This window comes from Vibrio sp. RC586, assembly GCF_000176715.1.
Taxonomy (GTDB): domain Bacteria; phylum Pseudomonadota; class Gammaproteobacteria; order Enterobacterales; family Vibrionaceae; genus Vibrio.
On the sequence record NZ_ADBD01000007.1, the window covers coordinates 437683 to 451459 of the forward strand.

12 protein-coding genes are annotated in these 13777 nt (G+C 44.0%); 8 read left to right on the forward strand and 4 right to left on the reverse strand.

The annotated features are described in order from the left end of the window. Positions 1–32: 32 nt before the first annotated feature. On the reverse strand, positions 33–623 hold the full coding sequence (locus VOA_RS12170) for a TfoX/Sxy family DNA transformation protein (protein WP_001005360.1): 591 nt from the start codon (positions 621–623) through the stop codon (positions 33–35). A gap of 375 nt (positions 624–998) precedes the next feature. On the opposite strand from VOA_RS12170, the gene VOA_RS12165 reads away from it, so the two are divergent. From VOA_RS12165 to VOA_RS12145, 5 genes are all read left to right on the forward strand, one after another. Continuing rightward, entirely contained in the window at positions 999–1919 is a 921-nt protein-coding gene (locus VOA_RS12165; RefSeq protein ID WP_000019003.1) for an HDOD domain-containing protein, read from the forward strand. Between the two features lie 19 nt (positions 1920–1938). Further along, a complete protein-coding gene (locus tag VOA_RS12160; RefSeq protein WP_000948491.1) occupies positions 1939–2844 on the forward strand; it encodes a lysine exporter LysO family protein in 906 nt (301 codons plus the stop codon). A 207-nt stretch (positions 2845–3051) separates the two neighbouring features. Beyond that, complete coding sequence (locus VOA_RS12155) at positions 3052–3561, forward strand: hypothetical protein (protein WP_001081090.1); 510 nt, start codon at positions 3052–3054, stop codon at positions 3559–3561. A gap of 110 nt (positions 3562–3671) precedes the next feature. Beyond that, positions 3672–5318 carry a pyridoxal-dependent aspartate 1-decarboxylase PanP gene (gene panP / locus VOA_RS12150; protein WP_000253253.1) on the forward strand — a complete coding sequence of 549 codons (1647 nt, stop codon included), beginning with the start codon at positions 3672–3674 and terminating at the stop codon, positions 5316–5318. A 338-nt stretch (positions 5319–5656) separates the two neighbouring features. Further along, a complete protein-coding gene (locus tag VOA_RS12145; protein ID WP_332252481.1) occupies positions 5657–6481 on the forward strand; it encodes a MurR/RpiR family transcriptional regulator in 825 nt (274 codons plus the stop codon). A gap of 68 nt (positions 6482–6549) precedes the next feature. On the opposite strand, the gene VOA_RS12140 is transcribed toward VOA_RS12145, so the two are convergent. Continuing rightward, positions 6550–7797 (reverse strand): iron-containing alcohol dehydrogenase, encoded by a 1248-nt coding sequence (locus tag VOA_RS12140; RefSeq protein ID WP_000486147.1) that lies wholly within the window; start codon positions 7795–7797, stop codon positions 6550–6552. 306 nt (positions 7798–8103) lie between these two features. On the opposite strand from VOA_RS12140, the gene VOA_RS12135 reads away from it, so the two are divergent. Both VOA_RS12135 and VOA_RS12130 read left to right on the forward strand, forming a co-directional pair. Then, positions 8104–8367 (forward strand): GrxA family glutaredoxin, encoded by a 264-nt coding sequence (locus VOA_RS12135; RefSeq protein WP_000498419.1) that lies wholly within the window; start codon positions 8104–8106, stop codon positions 8365–8367. Positions 8368–8572: 205 nt separating this feature from the next. Continuing rightward, positions 8573–10249 (forward strand): aspartate:alanine antiporter, encoded by a 1677-nt coding sequence (locus VOA_RS12130; protein WP_001018086.1) that lies wholly within the window; start codon positions 8573–8575, stop codon positions 10247–10249. Positions 10250–10351: 102 nt separating this feature from the next. Here the strand turns inward: VOA_RS12130 and clpA are convergent, their stop codons facing one another. Both clpA and clpS read right to left on the reverse strand, forming a co-directional pair. Next, a complete protein-coding gene (gene clpA / locus VOA_RS12125; protein WP_000932410.1) occupies positions 10352–12619 on the reverse strand; it encodes an ATP-dependent Clp protease ATP-binding subunit ClpA in 2268 nt (755 codons plus the stop codon). A 38-nt stretch (positions 12620–12657) separates the two neighbouring features. Next, on the reverse strand, positions 12658–12978 hold the full coding sequence (gene clpS / locus VOA_RS12120; RefSeq protein ID WP_000041731.1) for an ATP-dependent Clp protease adapter ClpS: 321 nt from the start codon (positions 12976–12978) through the stop codon (positions 12658–12660). 475 nt (positions 12979–13453) lie between these two features. On the opposite strand from clpS, the gene cspD reads away from it, so the two are divergent. Next, positions 13454–13675, forward strand: coding sequence for a cold shock domain-containing protein CspD (gene cspD / locus VOA_RS12115; RefSeq protein ID WP_000190602.1), 222 nt, complete (start codon positions 13454–13456; stop codon positions 13673–13675). The last annotated feature ends 102 nt before the right edge of the window (positions 13676–13777 follow it).

Below are 13777 nucleotides of genomic sequence, written 5' to 3' on the forward strand. Positions count from 1 at the left end.
AATCCCGGCTTATTTGTTGTTTTCGATTCACGTTACTGACGTTGATGGCAACTTTCGAGTAGCTGACGTTTACGCGGCTCTTGCAGCAGCTTCCAATGAATACCTTCAATCGCTCCTGCAAACTTCCACAGCAATTTCACATCGACATCACTGCCATAAGCTTGACGCACCTTGTTGAACACCTCAGGTGCCCCCAAACTCATAAAAGTTTCAACATCATCAATCCCTGCCTTTTTTACCATACGCTCCAGTGTAAGTTGCATATTTGGCAGGTCACGCAAACGGCGACTGGCTGCAGAACGTTGAAATTCTCTTTGATTCACTGAAAACTGAATCGAACGCTCGATAATCGAATCGAGCACTGGGTGATTCTGATCATATAAATCAGTAATGTCATAATAGTTTACCGTTGCGGTGGTCTGCTTTTTAACATGGCGATATTTCTCACACCCCAAGGCAACTAGCTCTGGATCGAGCTCTTCGCCACCACGGACAAAAATACGATCATCGCTGACCAACACATACATTGCATCGTGTTGAAACAGCCCAATCCCGCCAAACATCGAGCGTTTTTGGTATGCGCCAAACTTGTTTACGTAGTCGAAAAATTGTTGCTCATTCATATCCATTGATCCTTTAATCATTGTCCCCGATTAAGGAAGATCTCCAGATAGCAGCAATAAAGCGAAAAAATGAAATCTTTAGCAAGTCTATTCAATCTTTAGTATGAGCTTGCTTATTTTGTGAAGGTAATGATAGTTAACGGAGAAAAATAAGTCCGGATCTATCTCACACCAGTGCAATTCTTTTGCGGCATATTATGAGACTGATATCACAGCGTCAAATTTTTGTTGCTCCTTTATTCTTAAACCACATTTATCAAATCGCTCAATAGTTCAACGAAAAGACCAGAGCATTTCGCAAAATGTGTGGAACCGTTTGCTTATTTAGTTTAGCGATAGTTAAAATGAACTCAACTTTGCTTGATCGTGTATTTTATGAGTCATCTATCTTTTTACTGGCTACCAGAAACTAAACATAAACTTATCCAAGGATTGGAAAGTGAATTTGCGCAATTGGTCGAGCTTTCTATCAGCACTGGAAAAATATCCCTTCCACCGATCCCAGATGTTGTCTTAAAAATTCAGAGGCTATGTTTAGTCGAGTCGACATCCATTACGGATATCGCCGACTGCCTGATTGAAGATCCTGGTCTCTCAGCTACCGTTATTCGAGTTGCGAATTCCGTAGTATTTAATCGACGTAACATTACTTGCACCGACATTGTCACCGCAGTTTCTCGACTAGGCATCTTGCGCGTTCGTGATATTGTTACAGCTCAAGCCATTGAACAGTTGAAACATTCTGTTAATCTCAGTAAAGACTGTAACCGGATATTAGTTAAAAGCGCCACCATTTCGCGTGAATTGGGAGCGACAATGTTACTCGTCACTCAGACCTTTAAGTGTGTTGATAGCAAAAAATATCAGTACCTTGAACTCGAAAAAGCCCTTTTGGTAGGGTTATTAGCCGACATTGGGCTATTTTGTTTAGTCAACGAGTACCACTTATATCTACAAAATGGCAACTACTTGGATCCCAACATTGCATTGATCATTTTCCAATCACAGTGCTCTCCTATCAGCCAATTAGTGCTACGCCACTGGGGCTTTGATACCGACTTTTTAGAGGTTTCCTGCAACTGTGAACTCGTTGCTGATCGCCATGAGGTTAGTTATCTTGACATTGCTCGTATCGCTCATCATTTGCTGATGTTCAGAAAGCAAGATGAGGCGCTTGATGAGCACGATGTAGAGATCAACACTGAAGGCGCTGAGGTTTTGTATAAACTCAGTAACTTAAGTGAAATAGAATTTAAAAATAAGCTCAGTGATGTCATCAATGCGAGTGGCATCTGAAGAGTTGCTGTGAGGATATATGCTGTCAGGGATGATATTTATCTTTGCTCCACTTGTTGTGGGTTACCTTTTTACGCTGCGTAATCCATCCCATCTCCATTTATTAAGTCGCGCAACATCCCATTTGGTGTATGTGATTCTGTTTCTAATGGGGTTGAGCTTGGCGGGTTTAGATAATCTGCAAAGTAACTTGCAAACCATTGTTAAATATACTGCGGTTTTTTTTGTGCTCTTGGGAGGATGCAATCTCCTTGCACTACCGTTAGTTGACCGATATTTACCATTAAGCACAGATACCACGCATAAGAAGTTACCACTTTCAAGCATGATGTTGGAATCCGCTAAATTAATCCTCGTTGTTGGCGCAGGATTGATTGCCGGTGTACTCTTTCAACTGGATGTGAGTTGGGTTGAATCTGCTGGCAGTTGGATTCTTTTTATCTTACTGTTTTTTATTGGTATTCAACTCCGCAATAGCGGCTTATCGCTGAAACAAATACTACTCAATAAACACGGAATGGTGATCGCCGCCATCATTATCGCAACCAGTTGGCTCGGCGGAATAATAGCTGCTTGGATTTTAGACATACCGCTCTATCAAGCTCTGGCGATGGCTTCTGGCTTTGGTTGGTACTCTTTGGCCGGTATTCTCGTTGGTGATGCTTTCGGCCCTGTGCTAGGAGGTGCTTCCTTTATGATTGAGCTACTGCGCGAACTTGTTGCTCTAGTGCTAATCCCCATGCTCATTCGTCGTAAACCCTGCACTGTGATTGGGTATGCAGGGGCAACGGCTATGGATTTCACACTCCCAGTAATTCAAACCACTGGGGGAGTCAAATGTGTTCCAGTGGCAATTGTGAGTGGGTTTATTTTGAGTCTCTTAGTTCCTGTGCTCATCCTTTTCTTTGTTTCTCTTGCAAGCTAGATCGCAGGATTTCCCGCTCGAACCATTTACAATGCTTCGTCTTGAGTTTTACAATTTAGCAACCAATATTTTATAAGTAGATTTCCCTCAACGACTTGGTAATGCAGTCAACACTTCTGACTGCCTTTTCGTGAGAAAGGGAGCATGCTATACCTCAGTGAAGTCCCATCAAAAACAACCAAAAATAACAATTCAAAAGGAAACATTATGAATCGCCTGAGCACTGCTTTACTGATGTCGGTCATGTCGGCCTCTGCCTATGCAGATAACACTTGCCTAAGCCAAAAATACGATGCCTATATCGATGCATCCCTTAACTGGTATGCGGACCTCACCAAGCTAACGAGTGAACAGTATCCAGACTTGACCGAAGTGAGCGAGTGGTTTCTAACGGGAAGACAACACCACTTCGAATTAAACCGTGCGGCCGTTCACTACTACTTACAGAATGATCCGACCAAAGTTGCCACAGCTCAACACATTGAATCTTGGTTGAAACTTGAACAACCTGATATCAAACAACTGGCCAATCGAGATGATGAACTTGGTCAGCTAGCCAAAATCACGTTTGCCGACCGACAAGCCGCTCCTCATCCGAAAAACTATGAACTGCGTTCTGCATTAGCCGACCTACTCAGCCATCCTAAAAAAATTGAATCGGCGATGAATCGTTATAATCAAGCGATTGAAAAAGTCGATACGATTCAGTGTCCGTAGCCTCCTCGTAAATGCAACTAAGGCTTTCCGAATTAAGACGGGACATTGCTCCCGTTTTGAATTAGATTGTTCCGCTTGAAACTCATCAATCAAAATAATAATGACGCTGTATGGTATCAGAACAAAAATCTGCGCAAGTTAGCTTCGATTCTTTGCTTAAGATCTTCACTGTTCCGGAAGGTCCAGATTCAACGCTAACCAAAATCGATGAAGAGCTCTCTCGCAACTTAAACCTATTCTTACGTAAACATATTGTTGCCGAAGAAAAGCCACTTAAAGAAATTGAGAAAGATTTTTCTAATGCGCATCTTCCTGAGCAACCTCAATTTGTCTCCGATCATACTCAACACCTGCTTGATACTTTGGTGTCACATTCGGTACATACCGCTTCGCCAAGTTTCATCGGCCATATGACCTCGGCACTCCCCTATTTCTTGATGCCACTGTCAAAGATCATGATCGCCCTAAACCAAAACTTGGTAAAAATTGAAACGTCTAAAGCATTTACACCTTTAGAGCGTCAGGTTTTAGGTATGATTCATCGCTTAATCTACGGCCAAACTGATCATTTTTATCAGCAATGGATGCATAGCGCAGATCATTCATTAGGCGCTTTTTGCTCTGGGGGAACGATAGCAAATATCACCGCCTTATGGGTGGCACGCAATAATGCACTTAAAGCAGAAGGCAACTTTCCCGGTGTAGAAAAAGCGGGGCTGTTCAAGGCCATGCGTCACTACGGGTATGAAGGGTTGGCGATTTTGGTTTCCGAACGTGGCCATTACTCATTGAAAAAAGCTGCCGATGTACTAGGGATAGGCCAAGAAGGCCTGATCGCAGTCAAAACCGATGATCGTAACAAGATTTGCCCACAAGATTTAGAACAGAAAATTGCGGATCTCAAAGCACAGAATATCAAAGTATTTGCTGTAGTCGGGGTCGCAGGAACCACAGAAACCGGCAACATCGACCCACTCCACGCAATTGCGCAAATTTGCCAACGCGAACAAATTCATTTCCATATTGATGCGGCTTGGGGTGGTGCGACCTTAATGTCCAATCGCTATCGCGAGCTTCTTAATGGAGTTGAACTTGCCGACTCTGTCACTATCGATGCACACAAACAGCTCTATATCCCTATGGGTGCTGGCATGGTATTGTTTAAAGACCCTAATGCGATGCGTTCAATTGAACACCACGCACAGTATATTCTACGCCAAGGCTCTAAAGACTTAGGTAGTCATACATTGGAAGGTTCACGTTCAGGCATGGCGATGTTGGTTTATGCCAGCATGCACATCATCAGCCGTCCTGGTTATGAACTATTAATTAATCAGAGCATTGAGAAAGCTCGCTATTTTGCCGATTTAATTGATGAACAGGCTGACTTTGAGTTGGTTTCTCAACCGGAGCTGTGTTTGCTAACCTACCGCTATCTGCCAATTCACGTACGTGTCGCGTTAATGCAATCACAAGGCACACAACGCACCCAACTGAATGAATTACTTAATGAACTGACCAAATTTATTCAGAAGAAACAACGGGAAACTGGAAAATCATTCGTATCGCGCACCCAATTAAACCCATATCAATGGGATAAATTGGCTACCATCGTCTTCCGTGTTGTGCTGGCAAATCCGCTCACGACTAAGGATATTCTCCGCACAGTGTTAGATGAACAACGTGAAATCGCGAAGCAAGCACCGAAACTAATGCAACAAATCGAGCACTTGACTCAGAACATTCTTAACCAATAAACCTTAGCCAAGAGTTACAGAAAACAGAAATAAAATTTCAGATTGCTGTAACTCTTGCATCAATCATGGGCTAGAAGCTGAGATATCTGCTTGATATCCCCCCTCAAAAGTGTAGTTTTTATAAAATTTAATTGAGGCTTGTCATATTCTCACGGTCTTTATGAGAGTTTCATTTCTGGATTTATCACGCTTAGGTTTATACTCGGTTTATTGGCGTTGGTAGGGTAATTATCCGGAAGCTCTTGATTAATTACCGATTGTTTTCGAATCCCAAACTAACGAGTTGTTCTCTAGCCTGCGTGAACACTATGAATACATTAGAAAAAATTCAAAAAAACCTGGAAAATTTCAGCAAGTCTGAGCGTAAGGTTGCCGAAGTGATTATGGCATCACCACAAACCGCTATTCATTCTAGCATCGCTACGCTGGCGAAAATGGCTGACGTGAGTGAGCCAACGGTGAACCGTTTCTGTCGCCGACTTGATACTAAAGGGTTTCCAGACTTTAAATTACATTTAGCTCAAAGCCTTGCTAACGGCACACCTTACGTTAACCGTAATGTAGAAGAAGATGATGGCCCAGATGCCTACACCCATAAAATTTTCGAATCGACCATGGCATGTTTGGATGTGGCAAAAAACAGTCTAGATCCAGTGCAAATTAACCGTGCGGTGGATCTATTAACTCAAGCCAAGCGCATCTCCTTCTTTGGTTTGGGAGCATCCTCAGCCGTTGCGCGTGATGCGCAAAATAAGTTTATTCGCTTTAACATTCCGATCAGCTGTTTTGAAGATATTGTGATGCAGCGTATGAGCTGTATTAACTGTACGGATAATGATGTGATCGTGCTGATTTCGCACACTGGGCGTACTAAAAGCCAAGTAGAAATTGCTAACTTAGCTCGCGAAAATGGCGCTACAGTCATCGCGATTACTGCCAAGGATTCACCACTCGACAAAGCGAGTTCGTTGTCAATTTGCCTTGATGTACCAGAAGATACCGATGTCTACATGCCAATGGCAAGTCGCGTGGTACAGATGACGGTGATCGATGTCCTTGCAACAGGTTTTACCCTACGTCGTGGTTCTGGCTTTAGAGAAAATCTAAAACGTGTTAAAGAAGTGCTGAAAGACTCACGCTACGACAAATTGCCGCCTTACTAGAACAAAATAAATTGTCTTAAAATAACGGAGCCATTAGGCACCGTTATTTTCTCTAGCGCCCCCGCGTATCAGTGTTGACCACTTAAATGACCGCTCTCTTCCTGTAATACGTGACGAATTTCTACTTCACCTTGTAACATTTGAGGCATATTGCCGTCTACTTTATGACATGGGCAAACTTGGTGAAGAATATGAGTCAGGCGTTCGATGGTGAGTGGGATTGGATTACCTTTGATTGAAGTTGACTTCAGAGCATCTGCCGCGACTCGTTCAAAAGAGGTAGAACAAACACCAAAATCTGTCAAATGAGGAATAGACAACCTCTTTAGCATCATATTTACCCATAAGATACCGTCTTCCAGACACGCATTTTTGCGGCCTGTAAGTATGCGAGCGATAGCCTTGTAACGCTGCAGGATGTCGTTACGTCCCGCCTCTTTTGCTGCTTCAATATTTTCACTCATCACATACGGTGCTAATCGGGCAGTGATTACACTGTGAGGGGCGTCCAATTTACCACCAAGAGCAGATGCAAGACCATGTGCCGCTCCTAATTTGGCATTAGTTGAAGCCATACCGCCTAGCATGGCAGCAAACGAGAGGTCACTTCGCGCATTTTTATCATTTCGCAGACAACCGGGAATAATCGCTCGGCTTATCCGCCGCATGCCTTCCTCACAAATCATGTCGGTTAAAGGGTTTGGCTGCCCACACACATAAGCTTCCATCAGGTGTGTAAAAGCATCCATAGCCCCTCGCCCCGAAGTAATAGGATCGGTACCATAAGTCAATGTCGGATCTACGATGGCCACATCCGCTAACATATCAGGGCTACGCAGGCTGATTTTGACCCTATCTTGTGCCGACTTGAGTACCGCATTACGAGTGACTTCTGAACCAGAACTCGCTGTTGTTGGTATCGCTATAAAAGGGAGAGGCTTGGCTTTGAGAGGGACACTACGCCCAACCACCTCGACGTAGTCATAGACATTACCTTGGTTGGGAATAATGGCAGCCACCGCTTTCCCCATATCTAACACGCTACCTCCGCCAATCGCAATCACCATGTCAGGTTTGAATCGTCGACCTAACGCCGCAGCTTCCTCTACCATAGAGATGTTCGGCTCCCCAGTTACCGCAACATGCTGATAGCGCATATTCTGCTGATGTAGGTAGTTAAGAAGCGACGCATAACGCTCAGAGTTTTTCCCAGAAACCAGCAGTGCGCTATAGCCATACTGACTAATAACTGACAGGGAGCTTTCTAACGATCCTTCACCAAAAATGATCCGTGTCGCCGTCATAAACTGAAACATGCACCCTCCAAAAACTCCGATACGTCAGACAGCCAATAGATTGCGCCCAAAGCTAAGAAATTTGTTTGACCCAGTGCAATTTGCCGGAATTAACCACAAAAAAACTGTTAGTTCTTGCACAACCTCACACCTAAGTTGAGTATTTTCAATTTCTTCCAACACAACTGCGAGCAACAAGTGTTTGTTAAGCAAAGTTAACTCTCTGAATAACGATAGTTTTTACCTATTAAATTAAGTGGAAAATCTCACTTTATTTCCCTACTTGAATCGGGCATAGTAGCCGAAAACAAAATGAAGGAGAAAGTTATGTTTGTGGTGATTTTTGGTCGTCCTGGCTGCCCTTACTGTGTTCGTGCTAAAGAGCATGCAGAAACGTTGAAAGAGAAACGCGATGATTTTAACTACCGCTATGTAGATATCCATGCGGAAGGCATCAGCAAAGCGGATCTAGAGAAAACCATTGGTAAACCAGTCGAAACCGTTCCACAGATCTTCATCGATGAGCAACATATCGGTGGTTGTACTGATTTCGAAGCTTACGCAAAAGAAAACCTAGGACTATTTGATTAATCAAATATCGATCACCCAAAAGCCTGCGAACCTCGCAGGCTTTTTTGTTAACTATGATTTCATGCTTATGTACACACTTTTGAGCTATCTCGATCCAAAGAATGAGCATTCGAGCAAAATTTCACTTATCTTTTTGCAATATTCGGATACAATTCCCAAAATTTTATCATTCCCCCCTCTTGTCACGCGTGAATTGAGTTAAATCGTGAACATCGATGTCGTTTTGTTACTAGAGCAAAATCCAATTTTGCTGATTTTCGTAGTCCTCGCCATTGGCTTGTCTTTTGGAAAAATTCGCTTTGGCAGTTTCCAGTTAGGTAATTCCATTGGTGTTCTAATCACCTCGCTGATCATGGGACACTTAGGCTTCTCCTTCACCCCAGAAGCATTGACCATTGGTTTTATGCTGTTTATTTACTGCGTGGGCATTGAAGCAGGTCCAAACTTCTTTGGCATATTTTTCCGTGATGGTAAGCATTACTTGATTCTAAGTTTGGTGGTTCTGGTCACTGCAACTTGGATTGCTTACTTTGGTGGCTATTACCTCGATCTAGATTACGGCTTATCCGCCGGCATGATGGCGGGAGCGCTAACATCAACACCAGTGTTGGTAGGTGCACAAGATGCTCTCAACTCAGGTTTGGCCTCTGTTCCAAGACATATGGATCTGTCACTGGTTTTAGATAATGTCTCGGTAGGTTATGCAATGGCTTACCTAATCGGCCTTATCAGTATGATCATGTTCGCTAAGCTACTACCTAAGTTACAAAAACAAAACTTGTCTGATTCAGCGCAGCAAATCGCTCAGGAACGTGGTCTTGGTAGCCAACGTAAAGTGTATCTTCCCATTATTCGCGCCTATCGGGTTGGTCCTGAACTGATTAACTGGATTGACGGCCGTAACCTACGTGAACTTGGCATCTATCGTCAGACGGGTTGTTATATTGAGCGTATCCGTCGTCATGGCATTCTGGCACACCCTGATGGGGATGCGATTTTGCAGGAAGGCGATGAAATTGCTCTAGTCGGTTATCCAGATAGCCATGCACGTCTTGACCCCAGCTTTCGTAACGGGAAAGAGGTGTTTGACCGCAACCTACTTGACCTGCGTATTTCAGAAGAAGAGATCGTGGTAAAAAGTGACAGCATTGCGGGAAAACGTCTCTCCGACCTTAACCTTTCGGAATACGGCTGCTTCCTCAACCGAGTCGTTCGTGCGCAAATCGAAATGCCGATGGATCTGGATATCGTGCTCGCCAAAGGTGATGTCCTGCAAGTCAGCGGTGAGAAAAGTAAAGTAAAAGGACTGGCCGATAAAATCGGCTTTATCTCGGTACACAGCCAAATGGCTGATCTGCTTGCCTTCTGCAGCTTCTTTATTCTTGGGATTCTGTTTGGGTTGGTCACCATGACCTTTGGTCAAGTCTCGTTCAGCTTAGGTAATGCCGTAGGGCTCCTACTTTCTGGGATCACTTTGGGCTTCCTGCGTGCCAACCACCCCACTTTTGGTTATGTACCCCAAGGTGCACTGAATATGGTCAAAGACCTTGGTTTAGCCATTTTCATGGTTGGGATCGGGCTGAATGCGGGTAGCAAAATGTTCCAACATCTGTCTGAAGTAGGTGTGCAGGTGATTGGCCTAGCATTTTTAGTTAGCGTAGTGCCTGTGGTATTCGCGTATTTGGTTGGCGCTTACATTCTAAAGATGAACCGTGCTTTGTTATTTGGTGCAATTATTGGCGCGAGAACTTGTGCGCCAGCAATGGATATTGTAAATGAATATGCAAAATCAACTATCCCAGCACTTGGTTATGCTGGAACCTATGCGATCGCCAACATTCTGATGACATTAACAGGTACCATATTTATCTTGCTGAGTTAAGGCTAATTGATTTAACTGAAGCAAGATAAACGCAATAAACACTGCGCATTAAAAAGGCACCTTAGGGTGCCTTTTGTATTTTTCACGAAACACTTATATGTGTTAATGAACAACCTCTTCACGAGTCGCGAAATACTCGAAAGCGAGTCTGTCATCACTCAATGAAACTTTTACTGTTCCACCATTTACGAGTGAGCCAAACAGCAGCTCATTAGCCAGAGGTTTCTTCAATTGCTCTTGGATTACACGTCCCATCGGACGCGCACCCATTTCTCTATCGTAGCCTTTCACCGCCAACCAATGACGAGCATCCTCTGACACTTCCAGAGAAACGCCACGAGCATCCAATTGGGCTTGAAGCTCCACAATGAACTTATCAACGACTTGATGAATCACACGCTCATCCAAGCTGTTGAACCAAATAATGTGGTCAAGACGGTTGCGGAACTCTGGGGTAAAAACCTTCTTGATTTCCGACATCGCATCGTGGCTATTATCTTGCTGAATCAGACCAATCGACTTTTTCACTGTTTCCGCAACACCCGCGTTAGTCGTCATCACTAAGATAACGTTGCGGAAATCGGCTTTACGGCCATTGTTATCCGTCAGCGTACCGTTATCCATTACTTGCAATAGCAAGTTAAAGATATCGGGGTGCGCTTTTTCGATCTCATCCAGTAAAACTACTGAGTGAGGATGCTTGATAACGGCATCAGTCAGCAAACCACCTTGGTCATAACCCACATACCCCGGAGGAGCACCAATCAAACGGCTTACCGAGTGACGTTCACCATACTCAGACATATCGAAACGCAGTAGCTCTATGCCAAGCAGTTTTGAAAGCTGCAGTGTCACTTCTGTTTTCCCAACCCCTGTTGGGCCTGCAAACAGGAATGAACCCACTGGTTTATGCTCCGCGCCCAATCCGGCCCGAGTCAGTTTGATGGATTCGGTTAGCACATCGATCGCAGTATCTTGTCCGAATACCAACATTTTCATCTGCTTATCCAGATTTTTCAAAATGTCTTTATCAGATGAAGAAACCGATTTTTCAGGAATACGTGCCATTTTCGCTACCATGGCTTCAATTTCAGCCACGCCGACGGTTTTCTTGCGACGGCTCGCTGGCATCAAACGAGCACGTGCGCCGGCTTCGTCAATCACGTCAATTGCTTTATCTGGCAGATGACGCTCATTGATGTATTTCGCTGAAAGCTCAACCGCAGCACGCAGCGCCTTATTGGTATAGCGTACATCGTGATGAGCTTCGTACTTGGTTTTCAGACCCATCAAAATTTTGGTGGTGTCATCAAGCGAAGGCTCAACAATATCAATCTTTTGGAAACGACGAGACAGGGCTCGCTCTTTCTCAAAGATGTTGCTGTATTCTTGATACGTAGTGGAACCAATACAGCGCAGTTTACCGCTACTGAGCAGAGGCTTAATCAGATTTGCCGCATCCACTTGACCACCAGAAGCCGCACCCGCACCGATGATGGTATGAATTTCATCGATAAACAGGATCGCGTCTTTCTCTTTCTCAAGCTGTTTCAAAATCGATTTGAAACGTTTTTCGAAATCGCCACGATATTTCGTGCCAGCTAACAGCGAACCAATATCGAGGGAATAAATCACGCTGTGCTGAATCACGTCAGGCACATTACCTTCCACAATTCGCCATGCCAAGCCTTCCGCAATCGCGGTTTTGCCGACACCCGCCTCCCCCACTAGCAGTGGGTTATTTTTACGACGGCGACACAGGACTTGAATCGTACGTTCCAACTCTTTGTCACGGCCAATCAGCGGATCAATCTGACCTTGTTTAGCAAGTTGGTTCAGGTTCGTCGCAAAACTCTCTAGGCGTTCATCGGCACTCACTTCTTCGGAACTCTCGCTACCAAACGACTCCGAAGAAGAGTCTTCGTTATGATTTGAGGCTTTAGTGATGCCGTGGGAAATAAAGTTAACAATATCCAAGCGGCTAATGTCGTTTTTCTTGAGCAGATAAGCCGCGTGTGACTCTTGCTCACTGAAAATCGCAACAAGCACGTTTGCTCCAGTCACTTCACTGCGACCAGAAGATTGCACATGGAATACTGCACGTTGCAGCACGCGTTGAAAACTCAATGTGGGTTGAGTTTCGCGTGTTTCATCGTTTTTAGGGATGAGTGGCGTTGTCTGGTCAATGAAGGTATCCAGTTCACGACGCAATACATCGATATCGGCTTGACAGGCTAACAGGGCTTCCCGCGCTGCATCGTTTTCCAACAATGCAAGTAGGAGGTGCTCGACGGTCATAAATTCATGTCTTTTGTCTCGTGCCCGAGCAAACGCGCCGTTTAGACTCGACTCTAATTCTTTGTTAAGCATAAGGCCTCCTTAAGGAACAACCACGTTGTCTGGCAAGCTTACGCTTGCTCCATCGTGCACAAGAGTGGATGCTCATTTTCCCTTGAGTACATCGTAACTTGAGCGACTTTCGTCTCTGCAACTTCTGCAGTAAACGTGCCACATATTGCTTTTCCTTCGTAATGCACTTTGAGCATCACTTGCGTCGCCCTCTCTATATCCATAGAGAAAAAGCGCTCAAGAATCTCAATTACAAAGTCCATCGACGTGTAATCATCATTGTTCAATACAACGTGATACATAGATGGTGGCTTAACTGCCGTTTTTTCTTTCTCCAGCAAATCAAAGTCTGGAGAGACCCATTCAAAATTTTTACTCATGACACTTCAATATTTGAGGACGTTCTAAAGAGAATTCAACTATAAAGTGCTGTAATCCTAGCCTTTTTGACTTGTCTATTCAGTTCGCACTTCAACGAATTTCGCCTCCTACTTAGAGACTAATGCAGCAATTGTAACGCTGCAAATAAAACATTGCGAATGACGATCACGAATAGTGTGATTGCTCATTTCCTCAACACCAATATGCAATCTCGCTAATAATTTGCTTCGCGATTTGCAAATGACAAATTTATATAATTGCAATTGCAAAATTGAGTTTTCATATAAAACTGTGTGCTTTTATACGTTCGTCCTATTGACTGCGTTGCATCATCGTCTAAATTGGTCAATTAGTGACTAACGTTAAGCATAGGCTGAATCGCTATTCACTTTTGAGAACTCATCAAAGTTAAGCAACAGAATGAGGTTTCTCTTTAAAAAACATCAGTTATAAAATGCATGAGGGATGTATAGCATGGCTACAGGTACAGTGAAATGGTTTAATAATGCCAAAGGGTTCGGTTTTATTTGCCCAGAAGGTGAAGACGGCGATATTTTCGCTCATTACTCAACCATTCAAATGGACGGATACCGTACACTCAAAGCCGGTCAACAGGTTTCTTATCAGGTGGAGCAAGGCCCTAAGGGATACCACGCAAGCTGTGTTGTGCCGATCGAGGGACAACTAGCGAAGTAGCGGTCAACTGCCTCACCAACGTGCTTTTTTAGACTAAGAAAGCGCAAAAAAATAGAAACCCGCCGAATTGGCGGGTTTTGTTTTAGGCTAGCGTATGTACAA